Origin of the sequence: Streptomyces sp. NPDC018693 (assembly GCF_044391385.1) — a bacterium.
Classification (GTDB): domain Bacteria; phylum Actinomycetota; class Actinomycetes; order Streptomycetales; family Streptomycetaceae; genus Streptomyces.
Genome location: NZ_JBIRZZ010000008.1, coordinates 178892 through 202169 on the forward strand (window position 1 = coordinate 178892; position 23278 = coordinate 202169).

A 23278-nucleotide genomic window follows, 5' to 3' on the forward strand; every position below is an offset into this window, starting at 1 on the left:
GCGAGCCGCTCCCCCGCCGTCGCTCGCTCAGCCACGCTGGAAGCCCTCCTTCGTCCGCAGCCCGTACCCGAAGGCGCGATCGTACGAGATGTGGGCGAGCCAGGCGCACAGGGCGGCGAAGGCGGGCGCCCAGGCGAGCGGCGACACGAAGGTGTAGAGCACGATCAGGGTCAGGGGGATCGCCGCCCGGTGTGCCGTGTTGTAGTACGGCACCGCGCGCGGCGGCAGCTGCCCCTTCGCCATGCGGGGCGCGTCGCTCACGGCGACCAGGAAGGTCAGGTCCGGGGCGATGAAGAAGGCTACGGCCAGGGTGCCGGCGAGCCAGCCGTGGTTCACCGCCTCCAGGACCGCGAAGGCCGACCAGAAGAGAGCGCAGGCCAGCCAGGCGGCCCGGCGTGCGGTGAGCGTCGCACCGACGTTGGTGGTGGTGGTGCTTGTGCTGCTGTTCATGGCTGCCTCCTGAGGGACACCTACCTGCCCGGCTAACGCCGTTAGCCCGGCCGCATGGCGCGACCCTACGACTAACGGCGTTAGCCGTCAAGCCACCCTCCGCCCTTGACCCTGCCGCGACGTCAACGTCTCTACTGGTCCCATGCGGATCGGAGAACTCGCCGAGGCCGTCGGCGTCACCACGCGGACCGTCCGGCACTACCACCACCTGGGCCTGCTGCCCGAGCCGGAACGGCTCGGGAACGGCTACCGGCACTACACGCTCCGGCACGCCGTCGTCCTCGCCCGGATCCGGCGGCTGACCGAGCTGGGGATGGGCCTCGCGGAGGTGCGGGACGTCCTCGCCGACGACGCCGGGAAGGACCTCGTGGAGGTGCTGGGCGAGCTGGACGCGGACCTGGCCCGACAGGAGGCGGCGATCAGGGAGCGGCGGGCGCGGCTGCGGGTGCTGCTGGAGGCGCCGGAGGTGCCCGCCGAGGGGCCCGTGTCGCCCGAGCTGGCCGAGCTGTTCGCCGGGCTGAGCCCGGTCTCCGGCTCCCCCATGGCCGCCAAGGACCGCGAGATCCTCGCGATGCTCGACACGGCGGCGCCTCCCGAGGCCCGGGAAGCGCTGGTGACCGCGTTGCGGGCGGGCCTCGGCTCGCCCGAGGCGCAGGCCCGGGCGCGGGAGGCGTACGCGCTGCTGGACCGGCTGGCGGACGCGGAGCCGGACGACCCGCGCGTGGAGGCGGCCGCCCGGGCGCTCGCCGCCTGCACACCACGTGATCTGGTGCCGGACGCGTCCGTCGATCACCGCAGCGCCTTCCTGCGCGCCCTCTACGCGGACTTCTCCCCGGCCCAGGCGGCGGCGCTCCGCCGGACCATGGACCTGCTGACCGGGGAGGGAGCATGAGAGTGGCGAGCGCGCTGGTGCGTCATGAACTGCGGTTGCTGGCCAGCCTGTTGCTTTGGGTGGGCCGGCGGCGGCACGGCGTGGACGGCGGGCGGGCCTTCGGGTACGCGCGGGGGCAGGGGGCGATGATGCTGGGCCTCGGCTTCGTGTGCGTGGTCGAGACGGTCGGGATGTCTGTCCTGCTGCGTGACTGGCCGGCCGCCCATCAGGGGGTGCTCGTCCTGGACCTGCACACCCTCTTCATCATCGCGGGGCTGTACGCGGCGACCGTGGTCCGCCCGCACGTGCTCTCCGGCGACACCCTGCGGGTCCGCAACGCCGGCCACCTCGATCTGCGGATCCCGCTGGACCGGATCGCGGCGGTGCGGCGGGAGGCGCGCTACTCGCACCCTCCGGCCGAGGGCGCGCTGGACGTCACGGTCGGCGGGCAGACCTCCGTCGCCGTCGAACTCGCCGAGCCGCTCGCCCATGTGAGCCTGCTCGGCCGCCGCCGGGAGGTCGACACCGTGCGCTTCCACGCCGACGACGCCGACGCGCTCGTGGCGGCGCTCAGGCGGGGGTGAAGCGGACCGTCGGTACGGCGGGGTCGGCGCGGGTGAGTCGGACCCGTAGGGGTTCGCCCAGGGGGAGGGGGTGGTCGGCGTCGATGCGGCCGATGACCGCCGGGGACTCCAGGTGGACGGTGCCGGTGGTGGGCCGGTCGTCGTCGAGGTCCACCACACAGCCGTCGAAGGTGTCGCCGACCCGGTCCTGGAGCAGCGCCGCCTCGACCAGGTCGACGCAGGCCCGCTCGACGCCGTTCGCGCGCCGGCCTCCGGCGGCCATCTCGTCCGGCAGGGCGTCGAGGGCGGCCGTCACCCAGTCGGGCGGGGACTGGCCGGCCATGGCGGCCAGGCAGAGTTCGGTGGCGTAGCGGTCGGCGAGGCGGCGCAGGGGGGCCGTGCAGTGCGTGTAGGGGGCGGCCACGGCGGCGTGGGTGGTGATGTCGGGGAGCTTGCCGTCGCGGAAGGCGGTGTAGCCGGCGCCGCGCAGCAGGGTGGTGCACTCCTGGAGGAAGGCCGCGTGGCGCGGCAGGCGCGGGTCGAGGGAGCGGACGAGCTGGGCGTACGAGACGTGGTGGTGCGGCCAGTCGATGTGCAGGGCGCGGGCGACCCGGTGGAGCCGGCCCACGGCGCCGTCGGGGGCGGCGGGGAGCGTGCGCAGGACGCCGGTGCCGTAGGCGAGCATCAGGTCGGCGGCGGCCATCCCGGTGAGCAGGGAGAGCTGGGCGTTCCAGCCCTCGACGGGCAGCGGGGCGCGGTAGGTGAGCTCGTAGGCGTGGTCGTGGGCGAGGATCTCCTGCTCGGGCACGTTGAGGGAGATCCCGCCCCGGTCGGCCTCCAGGCCCTCGCGCAGTCGGCCGACGGTCTTCAGCAGGGCGAGCGGTTCCTCCGCCGTGCCGTCGTCGATGCGCCGCTGTACGGCGGCGTAGTCCAGCTGGGCGCGGCTGCGGACCAGGGCGCGGCGGACGTCGACGGCGAGGGTGCGGCCGTCGGCGTCGAGGTCGATGGTCCACAGGACGGCCGGGCGGGTCCGGTCCGGGAGCAGGCTTGCGGCGTCGTCGCCGAGGACGGCCGGGTGCAGGGGGACCTTGCCGTCGGGGAAGTACAGGGTGGCGACCCGCCGGTGGGTCTCCCGGTCGAGCGGTCCGGACGGTACGACGAAGGCGGCGACGTCGGCGATGGCGTACCGGACGCGGTAGCCGGTGCCCTGCCGGGACAGGTGCAGGGCCTGGTCGAGGTCGGTCGCGCCGGGTGGGTCGAGGGTGAGGAAGGGGATGTCGGTGGCGTCGTACTCCGGAAGCCTGGGTGCGCGGGCCGCGCGGTCCGCGTCCGTCAGGACCGCGGCCGGGAAGCCGTCGGGCACGGCGAGCTTGGTGCGCAGCGCGGTGAGGGCGGCCCGGAGAGGGGCTTCGGGGGCGCCGGTCACGCGGATGTGGCGGCGGGGCATGGCACGAGCCTAAGCAGAATCCGTCGGTCCGGCGCCCCGTACGCTTTCTCCCAGCTCAACCGAAGGAGATGTCCCGTGCTTGTCCTGCTGCCGCCCTCCGAAGGCAAGGCGTCCTCCGGGCGGGGTGCCCCGCTCAAGCTGGAGTCGCTGTCGCTGCCGGGTCTCACCGAGGCCCGTACGGCCGTGCTGGACGAGCTGGTCGAGCTGTGCGCCGGTGACGAGGACAAGGCGCGGGAGGTGCTCGGGCTGAGCGAGGGGCTGCGCGGCGAGGTCGGGAAGAACGCGGGGCTGCGGACGGCCGGGGCGCGGCCCGCCGGGGAGATCTACACCGGTGTGCTCTACGACGCCCTGGACCTGGCCTCGCTGGACGCGGCGGCCCGGCGGCGCGCGACGCAGTGGCTGCTGGTCTTCTCCGGCCTGTGGGGTGCCGTCCGGGTGACGGACCGCATCCCGTCGTACCGCTGCTCGATGGGGGTGAGGCTCCCGGGTCTCGGCGCGCTGGGCGCGCACTGGCGGGCGCCGATGGCGACGGTGCTGCCGGAGGCCGCCGGGGACGGGCTGGTGCTGGATCTGCGGTCGTCGGCGTACGCGGCGGCGTGGAAGCCGAAGGGTGACCTGGCGGGGCGGACGGCGACCGTGCGGGTGCTGCACGCGCCGACCCGGAAGGTGGTCAGCCACTTCAACAAGGCGACCAAGGGCCGCATCGTACGGAGCCTGCTGACGTCCGGTGTCGCGCCGGCCGGCCCGGCCGAGCTGGTCGAGGCGCTGCGGGACCTCGGGTACGAGGTGGAGGCGGCGGCACCGGAGAGGGCGGGGCGGCCGTGGTCGCTGGACGTGCTGGTGGCGGAGGTCCACTGACCCGCTGACGCAGGGGTGCATGGCCGGACGCTGGTCGCGGCCGGGCTGCCGGTGATAGAGGCGACGCTGCGCACGCCGGGCGCATCCGCCCCGAACCGAGCGGTCGCCGCCGCGGTCCCGGAAGCGGTAGGCACACGGGCACGATGGTCGCCCCCTCGCGGGTCAACGAGACGGACGCGTCCCTCGTCGCGAGCCCAGGCCGGACGGACATGTCCGGCGCCGCCGGGGCGTCCAGGCCGCCCAGCAGGTGACGCAAGGGGCATGGCCAGGTGCCCGTCGGCGGCGGGCTGCCGGTGATAGAGGCGACGCTGCGCACGCCGGGCGCATCCGCCCCGAACCGAGCGGTCGCCGCCGCGGTGCCGGAGGCGGTGGGCGGAGGGGGCACGGGTGATCGGGCCGCCGCGGGTCAGCGGCGCGGTGGCGGCGCGGACACGGCTGTCAGCCGAGTGCAGGTGCGCAACACGGTGGGGCCCACTTCTGCACGCGACCGGACACCCACGCCGACCACCGCCCGGTGTGGCAGCCGGCTGTCGCCGACCCTTCGCGGTGCCGCCCGGCGCCGCCCGAGCAGCACGGACACGGCGATCGGCCCGGCACGGCAAACGGCGTGCGGGCTGCCGGTCCCGCTCAGGGTGTCCACCCGGGCGCGGCCCGGTGGCCGCCGTCAGGGTCGTAGGTGTGACGTGTCGTTGACCAGGCGGACGGACGCGTTGCCGTCGGTGTAGTAGGCGATCGCCGAGAGGGAGGCCGCCGAGAGTTCCATGCGGAACAGGGACTCGGGTGGGGCTCCGAGGGCGAGGCGGACGAAGGTCTTGATCGGGGTGACGTGGGTGACGAGGAGGACGGTGCGGCCCGCGTGGGCGGCGACCAGCTTGTCGCGGGTGGCGGCGATGCGGACGGCGGTCTCGGCGAAGCTCTCGCCGCCGCCGGTGGGGTGGGCCTCCGGGTCGGCGAGCCAGGTGTTCAGGTCGTCGGGGTAGCGGTCGCGGACCTCGCCGAAGGTGAGCCCCTCCCAGGCGCCGAAGTCCGTTTCGCGCAGCCCCTCGTCGATGGTCACCTCCAGGCCGAGGCGGGCGGCGACGAGGCCGGCGGTCTCCCGGGTGCGGGTGAGCGGGGACGCCACGATGTGCTGGATGGTGCCGCGCCGGGCGAGGGCGGCGCCGACCCGCTCGGCCTGCTCACGGCCGACGTCGGACAGGGACGGGTCCGTGCCGCCGCTGCCGGAGAACCGCTTCTGCGGGGTGAGCGGGGTCTCCCCGTGCCGCAGCAGCACGAAGGTGGCCGGCGCGCCGAGGTCGGGAGCCGCGGCCCAGCCGACCGAGGGCACGGCCACACTGCGCGCGGCCCGTACGTCGGCGTCGGCGAGGGCGGCACCGGCGGCGAGGGGCTCGGGCGAGACGGCGGCGGCCTCCTCGGCCTCCCCGAGAGCCTCCCTGCGCACGGCGAAGTCGGTCTCCCCCGCCGCGCCCGCGTCCATCGCCTCGTTCGCCAGCCGATCGGCGTGCTTGTTGCGCTCGCGCGGGATCCACTCGTACGTCACCTGCCCGGGCGGGAACACCCGGGCCGCCTCGGCCGCGAGCGGCTTCATGTCGGGGTGCTTGATCTTCCAGCGCCCCGTCATCTGCTCGACGACCAGCTTGGAGTCCATCCGGACGTGCACCCGGGCCGACGGATCGAGGTCGTACGCCGCCCGCAGCCCGGCGACGAGCCCCCGGTACTCGGCGACGTTGTTGGTGACGACCCCCAGGTACTCGGCGCACTCGACGAGGGGCTGCCCCGTCGCCGCGTCGATGACGACGCTGCCGTACCCCGCGGGTCCCGGGTTGCCCCGCGACCCGCCGTCGGTCTCGACGATGAACTCCCGCACCGCAGCGGCCCCCTACAGACCGGACTCGGCGGTGCGCACGAGGATGCGCCGGCAGTTCTCGCACCGCACGACCGTGTCCGGGGCGGCCTTGCGGATCTCGTTCAGCTCGGTGATGGCGAGTTCCTGGCGGCAGCCCTGGCAGGTGCGGGCGTACAGCTTGGCGGCGCCGATACCGCCCTGCTGCTCACGCAGCTTGTCGTAGAGCTTGAGCAGATCGGCGGGGACGGCCCCGGCGACGACCTCGCGCTCCTTGCGCACCGTGGCGGCCTCGCCGTCGATCTCCTCGAAGGCGGCGTCCCGGCGCGCGGTGGCGTCGTCGATCCTCCCCTGCACGGCGCCGACCCGCTCGGTCAGCTCGGCGACCCGCTCCTGCGCGGCCTCGCGGCGCTCCATGACCTCCAGGACGACGTCCTCCAGGTCGCCCTGCCGCTTGGCGAGGGAGACGATCTCGCGCTGGAGGTTCTCCAGGTCCTTGGGGGAGGTGACGGCGCCGGAGTCGAGGCGCTGCTGGTCGCGGGTGGCGCGCTGGCGCACCTGGTCGACGTCCTGCTCGGCCTTGGTCTGCTCGCGGGCGCAGTCGCTCTCCTCGGTCTGCGCGGCCACCAGGAGGTCGCGCAGCTGCGTGAGGTCCTTCGTCAGCGACTCGATCTCGGCGTGCTCGGGCAGGGACTTGCGGCGGTGCGCGAGCTGCTGCAGGCGTACGTCGAGGGCCTGGACGTCGAGGAGTCGGATCTGGTCGGCGGGCGCGGCGTTCAGTTGGGGGCTCCAGGAGTGTCGGTGGGTGGAGTGGCTGTGGTGGTGGACGCCGCGTGGGCGGTCCAGGGGTCGGTGACCGTGGCGGAGACATGGACCCGCAGGTTCCAGCCGTGCCGGTCGGAGATCTCGTCGAGCTGGCTCGCGGCCAGCTCGCACCAGGGCCACTCGGTGGCCCAGTGCGCCGCGTCGAGCAGCGCGAGAGGACTGTGGGCGCGAGCCGCCATGAATTCCGACGCCGGGTGGTGGCGCAGGTCCGCGGTGAGGAAGGCGTCGACGCCTGCGGCGCGGACGTGCTCGAAGAGACTGTCGCCGGATCCGCCGCTGACGGCGACTGTCCGTACGACGGCGTCCGGGTCGCCGGCCACCCGGATGCCCTGCGCGGTGGCGGGCAGCCGGGCGGCGGCGCGCTCGGCGAAGTCGCGCAGGCTCAGCGGGGGGTCGAGTGCGCAGATCCGGCCGAGGCCGCGGCGGCCCTCGGGATCGGTCGTGTCGGGCACGAGGGGCCGTACGACGCGCAGGTCGAGCGCGCCGGCGAGGGCGTCGCTGACGCCCGGGTCGGCGGTGTCGGCGTTGGTGTGGGCGACGTGCAGCGCGATGTCGTGCTTGATGAGGGTGTGGACGACCCGTCCCTTGAAGGTGGAGGCGGCGACGGTCGTGGTCCCCCGCAGATACAGCGGATGATGCGTGACCAGCAGATCCGCCCCGAGCTTCACCGCCTCCTCGACGATCTCCTGCACCGGGTCGACGGCGAACAGGACCCGGGTGACCTCCTGCTCGGGGTCCCCCACGACGGTCCCCACCGCATCCCAGGACTCGGCCCGCTCGGCGGGCCACAGCTTCTCCAGCGCGGCGATGACTTCAGACAGACGGGGCACGGGGAAAAGGCTACCTGCCCGCTCTGCGGGGCCGCACCGCACTGTGCCCGGTGGGCAAACAAGGCACATCCGCCCCTTCCGCCGGAGGCGAATCGCTTCTGCACCACTCTTACGAGGGAAGCGGAACCTCGCCGGACCCACGGCCGTGCGCGCGAAAACGTAACTTCGTCGCTGGAGGTGACCGACCCATGACGGCCTGTGCGATCGAACCCCCGGCGGGAGAAGAAGCCCATGCGCCGCCCGCGCCCTGTGCGATCACGTCGGACGGCGCCTACGCCGCGCGTCTCGCCCTGGACGGCGACTCCTGGTTCCCGGAGCGCTGGACCCTCGACGGGCCCGAGCCATACGCCGTACCGCTGCCCGGCAACCAGCCGGAGGAGCCCGGCACGGAGGTGCAGCCGCTGGCGGACGGCCGGGTGCTGATCCACCGCCGGACCGCCGGGCGCCACCTCTTCTCCCTCCTCTATCCCACCGGCCCCGGCACCGGCGAACTCCCCCTCGGCGCCGTGGAGTGCCCGGACGAGGCGACCCGGCTGCGACTGCTGCCGCCCGCCCCCGGCGGGGAGCGGGCCTTCGCGCTCGCCGTGGGCCGCCGCTCGACCGCCCTGTGGCAGGTGGCCGGCGGCGCCTTCGGGCCGGAGTGGCTCGCCGAGATCCCGGGCCGCTGCTCGGGCGGCGTCTGGCTGGACCGTACGGGCCGGATGCTCGCCCTGGACCGTGAGGCCGACGGGCTGACCAAGGCGATCGTGGTGGATCTGGAGCGTGCCGGGGAGGTCTCGCCGCTGCTGCAGATCGCCGCCGGCAGCGACGACCGTCTGCTGCTCGCCGACCCCGACAGCGGACTGCTGCTCATCGGGTCCGACGCGCCCTCACCCGGCGAGCCGCGCCTCGGCTGGGGCGTCCTCGGCAGCACGCTCCCGGTCCGCTTCCCGGAGTCCCTGCGGCTGACGGGGTGCACCCTGACGCCGTTCGCGATCCAGCCGGGTCAGATGCTGCTCCCCGAGAGCTGCGGGGTCGCCCTGCGGATCGAGGGGCCGTTCGACAGCTGGGTGGGGGTGTGGCGCCCGGCGGAGCGGCAGCTGCATCAACTCGCCGCGCCCGAGGGGTGGTTGGCCGGGTCCGGGCTGTGGACGGCGGACGGGGTGCTGCGACTGCCGTACGCCACGCAGGACCGGCCCTGCGGCGTGGCCGAGGTGGCCGTACCGGCATCTCCGGCACCGCAGCCCCCCGCGCCCGAACAGCACCCGCCCGACGCGACGCCCCCCACCGGAACCACACCCGAACCCGCACCCGAACCCGACGGCTCCTGCCGCCCCGTCCCTCTCCAGCAAGCCCCTCTGGCGCGACTTGTAACGAAGTAGTGCCGGTTGGCGTGGCCGCCTGGATTCGCCCCGTGGTGCGGCGGTTACACTCGCCCGGCTGTAAGAAAGATCATGTTGACGGGGTGAATTCTTCCGATGAGCGACGCAAGCATCACGCAGCCGCTGCCTTCCGAGGACCAGGAGGTCCACAAGATCTCCGGGCACGGCAGGCACCGGGGGCCGGTGTCGCAGCACGACAGCGACGTGGCCCCCCGCGGCCGGCACCGCAAGCCCGCCCGGCAGGACGCCGAGGCGGCCGCCTGACGGTACGTAGGGAACACGAGGAGGGGGTGGCCGTCGGCCACCCCCTTCGCCGTGCGTGCCGCCTCAGCCGCGCCGCAGCCCCAGCACCTCCGCCGCCGCGAACGTCTCCCCCGCCGGCCGGCCCGCGTAGTGGGGCGTGAGGACGGCGTCCAGCTCGTCGTACGTGAAGGTGTCGCCCTCGCTGTCGAACTTCGCCCCCACACGCGGCCGTTCCACGACGGCGACCATGCCGCCGTGCACGACGAGCAGCTGCCCGCTGATCCGCCCGGCCGCCGGGGAGGCCAAGTAGCCGACGAGCGGGGCGACATGCTCGGGGGCGAGCGGGTCGAGGCCCTCGGCGGGGCGCTCGAACCCGGCGAAGACGTCCTCGGTCATCCGGGTGCGGGCGCGCGGGCAGATGGCGTTGGCGGTGACGCCGTACCGGGCGAGCGCCAGAGCGGTGGACGTGGTGAGGCCGACGATTCCGCCCTTCGCCGCCGCGTAGTTGGGCTGACCCGCCGAGCCGGCCAGGAACGCCTCCGACGAGGTGTTCACGATCCGCCCGTACACCGGCCCTCCCGCTGCCTTGGACCGCTCCCGCCAGTGCGCGGCGGCGAACCGGATGGTGTTGAAGTGGCCCTTGAGGTGGACCCGGATCACCGCGTCCCACTCCTCCTCGGACATGGAGAACACCATCCGGTCGCGCAGGATGCCCGCGTTGTTGACCAGGATGTCCAGCTTGCCGAACTCCGCGACCGCCGACCCGACCAGTTCGCGGGCCCGGTCGAAGTCGGCGATGTCGCCGGTGTGCGCGAACGCCTTGCCGCCCGCGGCGCGGATCTCGGCGGCGACCTGCTCGGCGGGTCCGTCGGACGCCTCGCCGGAGCCGTCCCGCCCCGGCTGCCCGTAGTCGTTGACGACGACGGCCGCGCCGAGCCGGGCCAGCTCCAGCGCCTCGGCGCGACCGAGCCCGCGTCCGGCACCGGTGACGATCGCCGACAGACCCTCAAGTGGCAGTGACATGGCAGGGGTTCCTCAGATCTCGATGCAGGTGCGCAGGGCCGTGCCGGTGCGCATCTGGTCCAGTGCCTCGTTGACCTCGGCCAGCGGCACCCGGTGGGTGATCAGTCCCGCGAGATCGATGCGGCCGGCCCGCCACAGGGCGATGGTCCGCTCGTAGGAGCGCAACACGTCCCCGCCGCCGTACATGGACGGCAGGATCCGCTTCTCGTCGAAGAACAGCTCGAACATGTTGAGCTGGAGGAGGTCGTCCATGGCGCCCGCGCCCACGATCACGAGTGTGCCGCCGCGCCGGGTCGTCTCGTAGGCCGTCCTGGCGGTGGCCGACCTGCCGACGACCTCGAAGACGTAGTCGAAGCCCTCGCCGGCCGTGATCTCCTGCTTGGCGCCGGGCAGCTCCTCCGGCGAAACCACCGTCGTGGCACCGAACCTGAGCGCGGCCTCCCGGCGGGCGGCGACCGGGTCGACGGCGACGATCTCGGCGGCGCCCTTCAGCCGCGCTCCCTGGATCGCGGAGATGCCGACGCCTCCGCAGCCGATGACGGCGACCGACGAACCGGCCCGCACATCGGCCGTGTTGAGCGCGGCGCCCAGTCCGGTCGTCACCCCGCAGCCGATCAGGGCCGCGATGTCGAAGGGCACGTCGTCGGGGATCGGCACCGCGCAGCCCGCGTCGACGACGACCTCCTCGGTGAAGGTGCCGGTGCCGGCGAAGCCGAACACATCACCGCCGGGCCGCCGGAAGTTGGGGGTGCCGGCGTTCACGAAACCGGCCAGGCACAGCTGGGTCTGCCCGCGCCGGCAGGCGGGGCAGTCACCGCAGGCGGGCAGCCAGCACACGACGACCCGGTCACCCGGCTTGACCCGGGTCACCCCCTCCCCCACCTCGACGACCTCGCCGGCGCCCTCGTGGCCCGGCACGAAGGGACCGGGCTGCGGCAGGACCCCGCTCATCGCGGACAGGTCCGAGTGGCACAGCCCGGTGGCCCGCACCCGGATCCGCACCCTGCCGGGGCCGAACCCCACCGCCTCGACGTCGTCGAGGACCTCCAGCTTCTCCTGGCCGATCTCGTGCAGTACGGCTGCGCGCATGGCGCGGCTCCCCTCAACTCGTCAAGGGCTCAGGTGTCTCAGGCATGTCTCAGGCATGGCGGACGACGGTGTCGGCGAGGACGGGCGCGTCGTCCCGCTCCGCAGCGCTCACAGCGACCCGTACGGCGTCTCCCCCGGTCCGCCACATGCGGATGCGCAGGGTCTCCCCGGGGTACACGACCCCGGCGAACCGGGTGTCGTACGACCGCACCCGGCCGGTGTCCCCGCCGAGCAGCGTGTCGACGACGGCCTTCAGGGTGATGCCGTAGGTGCACAGCCCGTGCAGGATGGGCCGGTCGAAGCCGGCGAGCTCGGCGAACTCGGGGTCGGCGTGCAGCGGGTTCCAGTCGCCGGAGAGGCGGTAGAGGAGGGCCTGGTCCTCGCGCAGCCGCCGCTCGACGACGCGCTGGGGCTCCCCGGTGGGCGGGGCGAGCCGTGCCGACGGGCCGCGGTCACCGCCCCAGCCGCCTTCACCCCGTACGAAGATCTGCGCGTCGTTGGTCCACAACTGGCCGTCGGCATCGGCGACTTCGGTGCGCAGGACGAGGACGGCGGCCTTGCCCTTGTCGTACACGGCGGCGACCCGGGAGGTGGCGGTCGCGGTGCCCTGCGGCGGGATCGGGCGGTGGAGGGTGAGGGACTGTCCGCCGTGCAGCACGCGGGCGAGGTCGACCTCGACGCCCGGCATCGACAGCCCGCTGATCACGCCGGGTGCGCCGGACCCCGCGACGGTGGCGAAGCTCGGCAGGACGTGCAGCCGGGACTCCAGGGTGTAGCGCAGCTCGTCGGGATCGGTGGCGGGCAGCCCGGCGCCGATGCCGAGGTGGTAGAGGAGGACGTCCTTGGCGGTCCAGGAGATCTCTCCCGTCCGGGGCTCGGCGGCGAGGGCCTTGGCTGCGTCGATGGGCATGGGGCTCCTGACGTCTGACTGATCCGACGAGCTCACGGTCTCAAGACCCCGGCGCGACCGTCCGCACCGTCGGCCGCGCCGAGGTCGTCCCGGGCGGGATCTAGAACGCGTTCCAGTCCGGCGCCCTCTGTATAGCCGAGCCCTCGCCAGTTGTGAAGACTCCTGACACCGCGTCAGGTCGGGCGGGAGGCCGTACACCTCCCTACGCTTGGTCCGTGAACGAGATGCCACGGGACGACCGCCCCGTCCGGTCCATCAGGGTCCTGCTCGCGGAGGCTCCCGGCACGGCACGCGGGGCCGCGCTCGCCCTGCCCCTGGGGATGGAGCCGGACATCAGCGTCGTGGCACAGGTCGGGCCCGGTGAGTCGGTCGCCGACGCGGCCCTCGCCCACCGTCCGGACGTCGTCCTCGTGGACGACGGTCTGCCCGCTGCGGCCGCCGAGCTGCGCGAACAGATGCCCGACTGCCGAGTGCTGGTGCTCGCGACGTCCGGCAGCCCGGACCGGCTGCGAAGAGCCCTGGACGCGGGCGCGGCCGGTTTCTTGATCAAGGACGGCCCGGTGGCGGAGCTGGCCGACGCGATCCGCCGGGTGCTGACCGGCGAGACGGTCGTCGACCCGGCGCTGACCGGTCAGCCGCGGCGCAGCACCCGCAGCGAGCCGGTGTCCGACACCTCGGTGAAGTCCCCGGACTCCAGGGCGCGCAGATAGACGCGGTACGGGGCCTGCCCGGTGAACTCGTCCTCGGGGTGCGGAAAGACGTCATGGATGACGAGGAGCCCGCCCTCGGCGACATGCGGGGCCCAGCCCTCGTAGTCGGCGCTCGCGTGCTCGTCCGTATGACCGCCGTCGATGAAGACGAGGCCGAGCGGGGTGTTCCACAGCGCGGCGATCTGCGGGGAGCGGCCGACCAGCGCGACCACGTGCTCCTCCAGGCGGGCCCGGTGCAGGGCGCGGCGGAAGAGGGGCAGGGTGTCCATCAGGCCGAGCTCGGGGTCGACGGTCTCCGGGTCGTGGTAGTCCCAGCCCGGCTGCTGTTCCTCGCTCCCCCGGTGATGGTCGACGGTGAGCGCGGTGACACCGGCGGCGCGGGCCGCGTCGGCGAGCAGAATCGTGGACCGCCCGCAGTAGGTACCGACCTCCAGCAGCGGCAGCCCCAGCCTCCCCGCCTCGACGGCGGCCGCGTACAGCGCGAGCCCCTCGTCGACGGGCATGAACCCCTTCGCCGCCTGGAACGCGGCCAGGATGTCGGGCTTGGGCGCCGCGGTCATGGGGGTCCTCTCGGTCGTACGTCCTTCCGGGCGCCCATGCTGCCGCACGCCCGTCGGCTTCACGACAGGGGGTGGGGCGACACCCCTGAGAAGCGCCCCCTCCTGCGTGCCGGGCCGGCCCGTGGAACACTTCCCGGTTCCCGGGCGTTGCGCTCAGTGACTGCGCGGAATCCGTTCCGCGCAGCCGCCGCAAGGACGGGAGACGCCAGCCAGAATGCCCGAGCCCACCCCCCTCGCACCCGAGCCCTCGCCGCTACGACCCGTGACCGTGGCCCTGATCGACGACCACCCCGTGGTGCTCGCCGGTATCGAGTCCTGGTACGCGGCTTCGGAGCGCCCCATCGTCACCGTGGCCAAGGGCCCCGAGGTGTCCCTCGCCCTCCGCGGCCCGGGGGCGGCGGCGGACGTGGTCGTCCTCGATCTGCAGCTGTCCACGGGCACGCCTGCCTACCGCGAGCTGAGACAACTCGTCGCCCAGGAACGGCAGGTGATCGTCTACACCATGCGCGACAGTCAGGAGGACGCCCTGACCTGCCTGGACCTGGGGGCGTTCACCTATCTGACGAAGGCCGAGGGCGAGAGCCATCTGGTGGCCGCCACCCTGGCCGCCGCCGACTGCCGCCCGTACATGCCGCCGATGCTGGCGGGCGCCTTCGGCAGTGACGTCGGCAGCGGGCGGCCCGCGCTGGCGCCCCGCGAGATCGAGGTGCTGCTGGAGTGGTTCCAGTCGGAGTCCAAGGCCATGGTGGGCGAGAGCCTGGGCATCTCGGTGCGCACGGTGAACACCTACCTGGACCGGGTGCGGATCAAGTACGCCAACGCCGGCCGGCCCGCGCCGACGAAGGCCAACCTGGTGGCCAGGGCGATTCAGGACGGTCTGGTCTCGCTCGACGAGCTCTGACCGTGGAGACTCCGACCGTCGAGACTCCGACCGTCGAGACTCCGACCGTCGAGACTCTGACCGTCGAGACGGTAGGTCGCCTCGGTCCACAGGCGGCCGTCGCGGCGCAGCGTCCGTATCTCGACGCCGTGCGCACCCTGCCGCGGAATCTCCGCGTCCGGCGCGTCGGTGACGACACTGACCCGGATCATCCCCCCGCCCCGCACCACGGTCGCACGGGCGGTGCGTTCCGCCGTGGCCAGGGCGGCGAGGGCGGGTTCGGTCAGGGCCCGGCACAGCGGCCGGGGCACCGGAGCGGAGGCTCCCCGGACGGCGAACTGCACGTCCACGCCCTTGCGTTCGGCGACGCCGATACAGGCCCGCAGTTCGTGCACCAGCAGGTCGGCCGCGTGGTCCCGCTCGGCGAACAGCCGCCGCAGCCGGGCCGCCTCGATCGCGCTGCGGCGGCGTACGGCCTCGTCGGCGGGGTCCAGCGAGCCGTCCGCCAGGCCCGCGAGCAGCGGCAGCACCGACTCCCGCAGTTCGCCGTAGCGGGCGCGCTGGTCCTCCTGGACGCGCGCGGACACCTCGCCGTCGGTACGGACCCGCTCCTGCTCGTGGGTGGTCGCGGCGGCCGTCGCCGCCACTGTGCGCAGCAGGCCGGCCATCACGGCTGTCGCCACCTGGAAGACGCAGACGGCCAACGCGCTGACCGCCATGCCCGCGGCGACCGGGCGGGACGGCAGACCGGTGAGCGTCAGGAGCCCCAGCATGACGGTGAGATGGCCGCCGATGAACAGCAGGGTGAGCCCGAGCGGGCGCCCGAGCAGAAGCAGCACCCCGAACCAGCCGAGCTCCAGGAACGACCAGTGCGGGTTGGCGAAGAAGTGCTCGGGTGACAGCTGGGAGCTCGCGGCGATCGCCGCCGCGAGGGCGGCCGTCAGCGCCGTGGCCGTCCAGACGGCCGAGCCCGCGCGGCCCGTGCGCCCGAGCAGCGCGTGTCCCACGACGATCAGGGTGAGCACTCCGTAGGCGGTGACCGGAATCCACGGGTGGCGGTAGTCGTCCAGGCCGGCGAGCAGGCCGGGCAGGGCGAGTCCGACGTGGATCGCGGTCAGCACGACGAGCCCGGCATGGCGCAGGCCGCCGTGCAGGTCCTGGGTGATGTCCCCCGCGACGTCGTCGACGTGCGGGGGCGCGTACGGTGCCGTGGCCGGGGGTTCATCGGACAAGGGGCCACTCCAGACGGATCCGGGTGCCTTCGCCCGGCCGGGAGTCGACGGTCGCCCCGCCGCCGACCGAGGCCATGCGTTCCATGATCGATCCCTCCAGTCCGCGGCAGTGCTCCGGCACACGGGCCGGGTCGAATCCGGCCCCCTCGTCGCTGACGGTGACCAGCACACGCTCCCCCACCCTGCTCGCCGTCACGGTGGCGCGGTCCACGCCCGCGTGACGCTCCACATTGCGCAGCGCCTCGCCCACGCTGCCGCACAGCGCCATGACCGCGGGCCGCCACATGGCACCCAGCCCGGGGTCGAACTCGGTCCGGACGGACAACGGCCGGCCCACGGTCTCCGCGCGCAGCGCGTCCGCCACGTCCGCTTCGCCGGTGGTGCTGTGCAGAGTCGCCGCCGTGAGCGTGCGCAGGTCCTTCGCGGCCTGGCCGCGCAGCACCCCGGGATCGAGGTCCCTGCCGTGCAACGAGACCATGAGCAGGGTCGCGCAGGCCGTGTCGTGCAGGGTGGCCAGGAACTCGCGTTCGGCCCGCTGCTGGGCCCGCGCGACCTCGTAGCCCCGGCGTTCCTTCGCCGCGGCCGCGGCCGCGGCGTCGGCGGACCGGCTCCTGCGCAGTACGAAGCGGTGGAGCGCCTGTGCGAGTGCGGCCTGGACCAGCAGCCAGCTCGCGTTGGGCAGGGCGTAGGTCCACCCCTCCGGGCGGTCGAGCGCGGCGCCCGCCAGGTCGGCGGCGGCCAGCAGCACCGCGACGGACAGCGCGGGCACGGGCGGGTACATCAGCTGGTGGGCGGTCATCACCATGCTGATCATCACCAGCACCCAGGTGTTGCCGTGCAGGGTCTGCGCGGCCGGTACGGTGAGCCCCTGGCCGAGGCACAGCGCCGTCATCACCGCCGTGTCGGCGGTCAGCACAAGACCGGGCCGGCGGCCCGTGCGGGCCAGCCGGTACTCGACGACGCTCCAGCCGATCACTCCGAGGGCCACGGCCGCGGGCAGCGGGCCCAGGGGCATCGCGACCGCGCCGAGCACGGCGCACAGGACGACCACGACGAGGCGGATCCGGCCCGCGTACCGCCGGGCGAAGCCGGTGTATTCGCGCTCCGCCGGGCCCGGTTCCCGGGCGGGGCCGGTGCTGGTGGGGGTGCGGACGCCGGTGCCGGTGCGGACGCCGGTGCGGATGCGGGTGCCAGTACCGGTGCCGGTGCCTGGAGGCTGTTCCTCGCCCGCCACTCGTCCCCCCGTCCCGTCCCCTCGCGTGGAGACGCGTCCCCGGTTCCGCCGTCGTCCGCACTCTTCCCGGTATGTGGGTCGAACGACCGTCACACGCCCGGGGTTTCCGGGGCTACCGTTTCACTGGTCGACGGCCCGGCGCGATACGCGCGTGCGGAGTCGGCGGTCGCGCCGCCCAATGGGGGAGGGCGGCGCGACACCATACGCTCCCGCGCCTTGACGGCACCTGGCCGCAGGCCCGTACGGATTCGTCCAGGCACGCGCAGCCGACTCCTCGGCCCCGCCCCCGCCCTCGGCCCCCCGCCCTACGCCGAAATGCCGATGCAGGCGCCGCGGACGGGCTGAGACCATGACCGGCATGCTCGAAGCCACCGACGTCACCCGCGCCCCAGTTCCCACCACTCCCCGCGCCTGGCTGCTGGTGGCTCTCGCGTGTGCCGGGCAGTTCCTGGTCGTGCTCGACGTGTCGGTGGTGAACGTCGCTCTGCCGTCGATGCGCACGGACCTCGGCCTGAGCCCCTCCGGACTGCAGTGGGTGGTGAACGCGTACGCCATCGCCTTCGCGGGGTTCATGCTGCTCGGCGGACGGGCGGGCGACCTCTACGGCCGTAAGCGGATGTTCCTCGTCGGGCTCGCCCTGTTCACGCTGGCCTCGCTGGCCGGCGGGCTGGCGCGGGACGACTGGCAGCTGCTGCTCGCGCGGGCCGTGCAGGGGCTGGGAGCGGCGATCCTGGCGCCGGCGACGCTGACGATCGTCACCTCCGCCGTGCCGGAGGGCGCCGCGCGGGCGCGGGCGATCGCGACCTGGACGGCGGTCGGCGCGGGCGGCGGGGCGGCCGGCGGACTCGTCGGCGGGGCACTGGTCGACTCGCTGTCGTGGCGGTGGGTGCTGCTGATCAACGTGCCGGTCGGCGTGGTCCTGCTCGCCGGGGCACTGCGCTGGCTCGTGGAGAGCCGCACCGGGGACGGCCGACGGCTGGACCTGCCGGGCGCGGTGCTGGTCACGGCCGGGCTGGCCACCCTGGCGTACGGCATCTCGCAGACGGAGGCGGAGGGCTGGACCGCGTCGGCCACCCTCGTCCCGCTGGCCGTCGGCCTGGCCCTGCTCTGCGCGTTCCTCTCGGTCGAGGCGCGTACGGCGGTGCCGCTGATGCCGCTCGGGCTGTTCCGGCTGCGGTCGGTGTCGGCGGCGAACGCGGCGATGTTCCTGAACGGGTCCGCCATGTTCTGCATGTGGTTCTTCATGACCCTGTACGCGCAGAACGTGCTCGACTACACCCCGCTGGAGGCGGGCCTGGCGCTGATGCCCAGCTCGCTGGCCGTGGTCCTCGGCTCCAAGCTTGCACCGCGCCTCATGCGGGCGGCGGGCCCGCGCACGGTCGCCGCCCTGGGCACCCTGCTCGCGGCGACGGGCTTCGCCTGGCAGTCCACCCTGACCGCCGACGGCACCTACGTCACCGACATCATGCTGCCCGGCATCCTGATGATGCTCGGCGCCGGTGTGACGACCACCCCCCTGGCCTCCCTCGCCACCTCGGGCACCGCCCCGAGCGACGCCGGGCTGGTCTCCGGCCTGGTCAACACCTCCCGCACGATGGGCGGCTCCCTCGGCCTCGCCGTGATGTCCACGATCGCCGCGAGCCGCACGGCGGGCCGCGACACCCCCGAGGCCCTCACGGAGGGCTACGCACTCGCCTTCCGCACAAGCACGGGCGTGCTGGTGGCCGGGGTGGTGCTGATGCTGCTGTGGCTGCCGAGGAAGCCTGCGGCGAGCGACTGAGGTCCGCGAGAATGTTCGGCCGGTGAGGCAACGATCGGCGCCGCTCATGGACTCCTTTTGACATCTAGGAGGTGTCCATGGGGGATGGGAAGCAGGCCGGGACCGCAGAGTTCCAGGCTTTTGTCGCGGGTTACTGGCCCCGGCTGATGCGCACGGCTTTTCTCCTCACGGGGGAGCAGCACGCCGCCGAGGATCTGGTCCAGTCGACCCTGGAGCGGACCTACGTCGCCTGGCGCCGGGTCGGATCGGCCGACGACCCGGAGGCGTATGTACGGCGCGTGATGATCAACACTCACGCGCGCAAGCACCGCAGACGACTACGGGAAGTCCTCGCCCCGAGAGACGACTCGGGCGTCACGCACGAGGTCGCCGACACCGGCGACCGCATCTCTCAGGTCGACGACCGTCACACCCTGCTGGAGGCGCTCGCCGAGTTGCCGCCCCGGCAACGGCAGGCGGTAGTGCTGCGCTACTGGGAGGACTTGACCGAGACGCAGGCCGCCGAGGCGATGGGCTGCTCGGTCGGCGCGGTGAAGAGCAACGCGGCGAAGGGGATCGCGAAGCTGCGCGCCATACCTGCACTGGCGGAGACGCCGGCACATGGAGGGCGGAAGTGATGAGCGCGGACCGGGAGACGAACCACGTGATGAGCCACGACGACATCACCCACCTGCTGGCCGACGCTGCGGACCAGGTGGAGATCGGCATAGCCCCCACTCAGGCTGTCATTAGGGGCGGCCGCCGCCGCAGAGCACGACGCTGGGCCATCGCGGCGGTCACGAGCGTGGTGGTGACGGCGTCGACGGGAGCGCTGGCGGTGACGGGACTGCCGGGCGGCGACGACGGCCACCGGGTGACACCGACGGCGACCTCACTCTCGGACACCTTCCAGCCCGCCACCACGGTCACCCTGGCGACCGGCTCCGACGGGGGCAGGCCGTGGAAGCTCAGCGTGGACGCGTGGCCGGCCCCGGGGGACGTCGAGGAGGCCCAGGCCCTGCTGAACGCGATGCGGTCCCACGGCGAAGAGCCAGCGGAGGTGGACGAGCCGTCCGACCTGCTGGGCCGGAGCGCCTACTTCGTGCGCCTGAGCCTCGACGAGCCCCGGGCCCTCGGCAGGGTCGTCCTCAAGGGCGTCACCACCGAGAGCGACGCCCACTCCGGAGACGACCTGGTGGCCCACGCCAAGTCGCTCGACGACCCCGCCGACCCGCACCGCCTCGTCATCGGCCGGGTCGCCGAGACCGCCCAGCGTGTGACCTGCACCTGGAAGGACGGTACGACCACCGAGGTGCGCAGGGCCGAGCTGGACAGGGAGACGGGCACCAACACTTTGGCCATCCGCTCGGTCGTGAACTCGCCCTACGACTGGTTCGTGTGCCTGGCTCCACAAGGCACGGAGTTCCGGGACGCGAAGGTGACCGGGTAGTCCCGGCGTTTCCGCGTCATCAGTCCGGCCGCCGTGCCTCGGTGGGTGGCGGGATCGGCCGTTAGGGTGGCTGCCGTGTCGTACACAGGTCCGGAAATCGATGGTCCGGAATTCGATGGTCCGCGGACCCGCCGCTCCCGGCTGCGCCGCCCGCTCGTCGTGGCTCTGGCCGCGCTGGTGCCGGGGGCGCTGGCCGGGTGGCTGGTGTACGGGGCGGTGGGCGGGTCGGACGACGGGGCCGCGCGTGCGGCCGGAACCGGCGGTGGGTCGGCGGCGCAGAAGTCCCCGCCCTCCCCTCCCGCCACCTCCCCCACGGACGGCGACGCAAAGGCCGACACCTCGGCCGCCCCGCTCAAGGGCCGGACGATCGTCATCGACCCGGGACACAACCCCGCCAACTTCCAGCACACCGCCGAGATCAACCGCAAGGTGAACATCGGCACCACCTGGAAGGAGTGCGACACCACCGGCACATCCACCAACGCCGGTTACACGGAGGCCGAGTTCACGCTGGACGTGGCGCACCGGCTGCGCACGCTGTTGGAGGAGCAGGGCGCCACGGTCAGGCTGACCCAGGACGCCGACCGGCCATACGGGCCGTGCATCGACGAGCGGGCGCGGATCGGCAACGAGGCGCACGCCGACGCGGTGGTCTCCATCCACGCCGACGGCTCGGGCAAGGGCAACCGCGGCTTCCATGTGATCCTGCCGGGCGCGGTGCACTCGGGCGCCGCCGACACCCGGCCCATCGTCGGCCCTTCCCGAACCCTCGGCGAACACATCGCCGCCGACTTCGCCCGCAATACCGGCACTTCCCCCTCCAACTACGCCGGCGGCGGCACCGGTCTCGTCACGCGGGAGGACCTGGGCGGTCTCAATCTGTCAACGGTTCCCAAGGTGTTCATCGAGTGCGGCAACATGCGCGACAGCGCGGACGCGGCCCTGCTGACCAGCGGCACCTGGCGACAGAAGGCGGCGCAAGGGATCTCTGAGGGAATCGTGAGGTTCCTGCGCGGGTGACGCCCAGCGCTCGGAACCGGGCGGACAGCCTGATCGTACGGACGATAGTGTCCTCTCTACGATGTGGGGCCACCCCCGCGCTTCACACAGGGGCCTGACGGCGACATGGTGACAGCGACGCCTCCACCGATGACGAGACGACTTAGCTGAAGGACTTTGAAGTGAATATCCGCTCCCTCACTCGAGGCGACGGCGTGGTGATCGGAGCAGCGGTATTGCTGTTCATCGCGTCGTTCCTCGACAACTACTCGATCGACGGTGTCCCGGACAACTACGACCTTCCCAACCTTTGGGAGAGCGGGCCGGTCCTGCTCAGCGTCGTGCTGGCGGGACTCATCGGCGCAGCGCTCGTCGTCGTCTCCCGTGGTCTGCCGCAGCCCCGCAAGGTCGCCGGCCTGGACCTGGGTCAGTTCGGCGTCGCCTTCACGGTGTTCGCCGCGTGGAGCGCGCTCGGCAACATCTTCGACCCGGCCGGCGGCGCGAACAACGGTCCTGGCGGCGGGGACGGCCCCGACGCCGGAATCGGCCTGATCCTGGCGCTGATCGCCACGCTGGTCATGGCCGGCGCCGCCGTCGCCACCCCCCTCGTCCCCGCCCTCAAGGGCGCCCTGCTCCCGGCCCCGAAGCCGGCCGCTCCGCAGCCCTACGGCGCGCAGCCGCCCGGGGGTTACGGGTACCCGGGCGCCCCTCAGCAGGGGCAGCCGGGTGGCTACGGGCACCCGCAGCCGGGCCAGGCGCAGCCCGGGCAGCCCTACGGCGCTCAGCCGGCCGCCGCGCCGGCGCCGCAGCCGCAGGCGGCCCCGGACTTCTCGCCGTTCTGGTTCGCCGTGCCGGTGCCGCGTCCGCTGTACTCGGAGGACGGCTCGCCGATGCCGATCGCGGAACTGGCGCCGGGCACCTGGTACCTGGCGGTGGAGCAGGGTGGCCAGGGTCTGGTCGCGCAGACGCAGGACGGCCGTCGCGGCGTGCTGCGGGACACCTCCGGGATCCAGCGCGGCTGAGTCGCCCCCTCGCCTCGGTGCACGGCCCCTCGCCCTTCCGGGCGGGGGGCCGTTGTCGTACAGTCGCAGGGCTCACAGATCTGACGGTTCGTCAGGAGGTGTGTCCATGCGGCTCGGCCTCGCACTCGGCTACTGGGGGCGCGGCCCCGACCCCGGTCATGTGGCGCTCGCACGGGAGGCGGAGCGGCTGGGGTACGACTCCGTGTGGACGGCGGAGTCGTGGGGGTCGGACGCGTTCACGCCGTTGACGTGGATCGCGGCCCACACCTCGACGATCAAACTGGGAACGGCCGTCGCGCAGATGGCGGCCCGCTCCCCCGTCACCACCGCCATGCACGCGCTCACCCTCGACCATCTCTCCGGCGGGCGGATGCGGCTGGGGCTCGGGCTGTCGGGGCCGCAGGTGGTCGAGGGCTGGTACGGGCGGCCGTTCCCGGCGTCGCCGCTGACCGCGACCCGGGAGTACGTGGACGTCGTACGGCAGGTGCTGCGGCGCCAGGCGCCGGTGGAGGTGGCCGGGCGGTTCCACGCGCACCCCTACCGGGGGGCGGACGGGACCGGGTTGGGCAAGCCGCTGAAGTCCATCACGCATCCCCTCCGCGCCGATCTGCCCGTGCTGCTCGGCGCGGAGGGGCCGCGGAACGTGGCGCAGACGGTGGCGATCGCCGACGGCTGGCTGCCGCTGTACTGGTCGCCGAGCCGGCCGGACGCGTACGGGCCTGCGGTGGCGGAGCTGCCGGACGGGTTCCTCGTCGCCCCCATGGCCCGGGTGAAGGTGTGCGACGACCTCGTGGAGGGCCTGCTGCCGGTGAAGGCCATGCTCGGCTTCTACATCGGCGGCATGGGGCACGCCAGCCGCAACTTCCACGCCGATCTCATGGCCCGCATGGGATACGAGGAGGAGGCCCGGCGCATCCAGGAACTGTTCCTCGCCGGACGCCGCGAGGAGGCCGTGCTGGCCGTCCCGGACGCCTTCGCCGACGAGATCTCCCTCGTCGGCCCGCGCGAACGCATCGCGGAACGCCTGGAGTCCTGGCGCAAGGGCCCGGTGACCGACCTCCTGGTCCTGGCCACCGACCCGGACACCCTGCGGGTGCTGGCCGAGCTCAACACATGAAC

The 23278-nt window shown here is 73.5% G+C and carries 23 protein-coding genes and 1 pseudogene; 13 read left to right on the forward strand and 11 right to left on the reverse strand.

Annotation, left to right across the window (positions count from 1 at the left end):
• Window positions 1-27: 27 nt before the first annotated feature.
• The gene (locus ACH5AC_RS22180; RefSeq protein WP_398863718.1) at window positions 28-450 is read right to left on the reverse strand and encodes a DUF4260 family protein; all 423 of its coding nucleotides are present in this window, start codon (window positions 448-450) and stop codon (window positions 28-30) included.
• Between the two features lie 142 nt (window positions 451-592).
• Here ACH5AC_RS22180 and ACH5AC_RS22185 point away from each other — a divergent pair, with 142 nt between their 5' ends.
• Entirely contained in the window at window positions 593-1342 is a 750-nt protein-coding gene (locus tag ACH5AC_RS22185) for a MerR family transcriptional regulator (RefSeq protein ID WP_398863719.1), read from the forward strand.
• Complete coding sequence (locus tag ACH5AC_RS22190) at window positions 1339-1905, forward strand: hypothetical protein (protein ID WP_398863720.1); 567 nt, start codon at window positions 1339-1341, stop codon at window positions 1903-1905. Before ACH5AC_RS22185 ends, ACH5AC_RS22190 begins: the two co-directional genes overlap by 4 nt.
• Here the strand turns inward: ACH5AC_RS22190 and ACH5AC_RS22195 are convergent.
• Complete coding sequence (locus ACH5AC_RS22195) at window positions 1892-3331, reverse strand: RNB domain-containing ribonuclease (RefSeq protein WP_398863721.1); 1440 nt, start codon at window positions 3329-3331, stop codon at window positions 1892-1894. The two genes, ACH5AC_RS22190 and ACH5AC_RS22195, sit on opposite strands and share 14 nt — an antisense overlap.
• A 75-nt stretch (window positions 3332-3406) precedes the next feature.
• On the opposite strand from ACH5AC_RS22195, the gene yaaA reads away from it, so the two are divergent.
• Window positions 3407-4189 (forward strand): peroxide stress protein YaaA, encoded by a 783-nt coding sequence (gene yaaA / locus ACH5AC_RS22200; RefSeq protein ID WP_398863723.1) that lies wholly within the window; start codon window positions 3407-3409, stop codon window positions 4187-4189.
• A gap of 664 nt (window positions 4190-4853) precedes the next feature.
• Here the strand turns inward: yaaA and ACH5AC_RS22205 are convergent.
• From ACH5AC_RS22205 to ACH5AC_RS22215, 3 genes are read right to left on the reverse strand one after another with little or no spacing between them, the layout of a single operon-like run.
• The gene (locus ACH5AC_RS22205; RefSeq protein WP_398863724.1) at window positions 4854-6056 is read right to left on the reverse strand and encodes a bifunctional RNase H/acid phosphatase; all 1203 of its coding nucleotides are present in this window, start codon (window positions 6054-6056) and stop codon (window positions 4854-4856) included.
• Window positions 6057-6068: 12 nt separating this feature from the next.
• Window positions 6069-6812 (reverse strand): zinc ribbon domain-containing protein, encoded by a 744-nt coding sequence (locus ACH5AC_RS22210; protein ID WP_398863906.1) that lies wholly within the window; start codon window positions 6810-6812, stop codon window positions 6069-6071.
• Window positions 6809-7687 (reverse strand): Nif3-like dinuclear metal center hexameric protein, encoded by an 879-nt coding sequence (locus ACH5AC_RS22215; protein WP_398863725.1) that lies wholly within the window; start codon window positions 7685-7687, stop codon window positions 6809-6811. Before ACH5AC_RS22215 ends, ACH5AC_RS22210 begins: the two co-directional genes overlap by 4 nt.
• A 188-nt stretch (window positions 7688-7875) precedes the next feature.
• Here ACH5AC_RS22215 and ACH5AC_RS22220 point away from each other — a divergent pair, with 188 nt between their 5' ends.
• Both ACH5AC_RS22220 and ACH5AC_RS22225 read left to right on the forward strand, forming a co-directional pair.
• On the forward strand, window positions 7876-9048 hold the full coding sequence (locus tag ACH5AC_RS22220; RefSeq protein WP_398863726.1) for a hypothetical protein: 1173 nt from the start codon (window positions 7876-7878) through the stop codon (window positions 9046-9048).
• Between the two features lie 96 nt (window positions 9049-9144).
• Window positions 9145-9312: a hypothetical protein gene (locus tag ACH5AC_RS22225; protein ID WP_398863727.1), complete on the forward strand. Its 168-nt coding sequence runs from the start codon at window positions 9145-9147 to the stop codon at window positions 9310-9312.
• 63 nt (window positions 9313-9375) lie between these two features.
• Here ACH5AC_RS22225 and ACH5AC_RS22230 read toward each other — a convergent pair whose 3' ends face one another.
• The 3 genes from ACH5AC_RS22230 to ACH5AC_RS22240 are packed head-to-tail and all read right to left on the reverse strand — an operon-like array spanning window position 9376 to window position 12313.
• The gene (locus ACH5AC_RS22230) at window positions 9376-10314 is read right to left on the reverse strand and encodes a 3-oxoacyl-ACP reductase (protein WP_398863728.1); all 939 of its coding nucleotides are present in this window, start codon (window positions 10312-10314) and stop codon (window positions 9376-9378) included.
• A gap of 12 nt (window positions 10315-10326) precedes the next feature.
• Window positions 10327-11403 (reverse strand): Zn-dependent alcohol dehydrogenase, encoded by a 1077-nt coding sequence (locus tag ACH5AC_RS22235; protein WP_398863729.1) that lies wholly within the window; start codon window positions 11401-11403, stop codon window positions 10327-10329.
• 49 nt (window positions 11404-11452) lie between these two features.
• Entirely contained in the window at window positions 11453-12313 is an 861-nt protein-coding gene (locus ACH5AC_RS22240) for a MaoC/PaaZ C-terminal domain-containing protein (protein ID WP_398863730.1), read from the reverse strand.
• Window positions 12314-12537: 224 nt separating this feature from the next.
• On the opposite strand from ACH5AC_RS22240, the pseudogene ACH5AC_RS22245 reads away from it, so the two are divergent.
• A pseudogene (locus ACH5AC_RS22245) lies at window positions 12538-12939 on the forward strand (response regulator); the annotation flags it as partial.
• Window positions 12940-12944: 5 nt separating this feature from the next.
• Here ACH5AC_RS22245 and ACH5AC_RS22250 read toward each other — a convergent pair.
• Window positions 12945-13583, reverse strand: a complete 639-nt coding sequence (locus tag ACH5AC_RS22250) for a class I SAM-dependent methyltransferase (RefSeq protein WP_398863731.1) — start codon at window positions 13581-13583, stop codon at window positions 12945-12947.
• Between the two features lie 214 nt (window positions 13584-13797).
• Here ACH5AC_RS22250 and ACH5AC_RS22255 point away from each other — a divergent pair, with 214 nt between their 5' ends.
• Window positions 13798-14484, forward strand: coding sequence for a response regulator (locus ACH5AC_RS22255; RefSeq protein WP_398863732.1), 687 nt, complete (start codon window positions 13798-13800; stop codon window positions 14482-14484).
• On the opposite strand, the gene ACH5AC_RS22260 is transcribed toward ACH5AC_RS22255, so the two are convergent.
• Together ACH5AC_RS22260 and ACH5AC_RS22265 are read right to left on the reverse strand one after the other, a co-directional pair.
• Entirely contained in the window at window positions 14451-15695 is a 1245-nt protein-coding gene (locus ACH5AC_RS22260; RefSeq protein WP_398863733.1) for a hypothetical protein, read from the reverse strand. The genes ACH5AC_RS22255 and ACH5AC_RS22260 overlap by 34 nt on opposite strands.
• The gene (locus tag ACH5AC_RS22265; RefSeq protein WP_398863734.1) at window positions 15685-16929 is read right to left on the reverse strand and encodes a sensor histidine kinase; all 1245 of its coding nucleotides are present in this window, start codon (window positions 16927-16929) and stop codon (window positions 15685-15687) included. The genes ACH5AC_RS22260 and ACH5AC_RS22265 overlap by 11 nt, the downstream gene beginning before the upstream one ends.
• 349 nt (window positions 16930-17278) lie before the next feature.
• Between ACH5AC_RS22265 and ACH5AC_RS22270 the strand changes: the two genes are divergently transcribed.
• From ACH5AC_RS22270 to ACH5AC_RS22295, 6 genes are all read left to right on the forward strand, one after another.
• Window positions 17279-18709, forward strand: a complete 1431-nt coding sequence (locus ACH5AC_RS22270; protein ID WP_398863735.1) for an MFS transporter — start codon at window positions 17279-17281, stop codon at window positions 18707-18709.
• 77 nt (window positions 18710-18786) lie between these two features.
• The gene (locus tag ACH5AC_RS22275; protein ID WP_398863736.1) at window positions 18787-19326 is read left to right on the forward strand and encodes a SigE family RNA polymerase sigma factor; all 540 of its coding nucleotides are present in this window, start codon (window positions 18787-18789) and stop codon (window positions 19324-19326) included.
• Window positions 19326-20138: a hypothetical protein gene (locus ACH5AC_RS22280; RefSeq protein WP_398863737.1), complete on the forward strand. Its 813-nt coding sequence runs from the start codon at window positions 19326-19328 to the stop codon at window positions 20136-20138. The genes ACH5AC_RS22275 and ACH5AC_RS22280 overlap by 1 nt, the downstream gene beginning before the upstream one ends.
• 75 nt (window positions 20139-20213) lie before the next feature.
• A complete protein-coding gene (locus ACH5AC_RS22285; RefSeq protein WP_398863738.1) occupies window positions 20214-21158 on the forward strand; it encodes an N-acetylmuramoyl-L-alanine amidase in 945 nt (314 codons plus the stop codon).
• A 161-nt stretch (window positions 21159-21319) separates the two neighbouring features.
• On the forward strand, window positions 21320-22159 hold the full coding sequence (locus ACH5AC_RS22290; RefSeq protein ID WP_398863740.1) for a DUF5336 domain-containing protein: 840 nt from the start codon (window positions 21320-21322) through the stop codon (window positions 22157-22159).
• A 106-nt stretch (window positions 22160-22265) separates the two neighbouring features.
• Window positions 22266-23276, forward strand: a complete 1011-nt coding sequence (locus tag ACH5AC_RS22295) for an LLM class F420-dependent oxidoreductase (RefSeq protein WP_398863741.1) — start codon at window positions 22266-22268, stop codon at window positions 23274-23276.
• The last annotated feature ends 2 nt before the right edge of the window (window positions 23277-23278 follow it).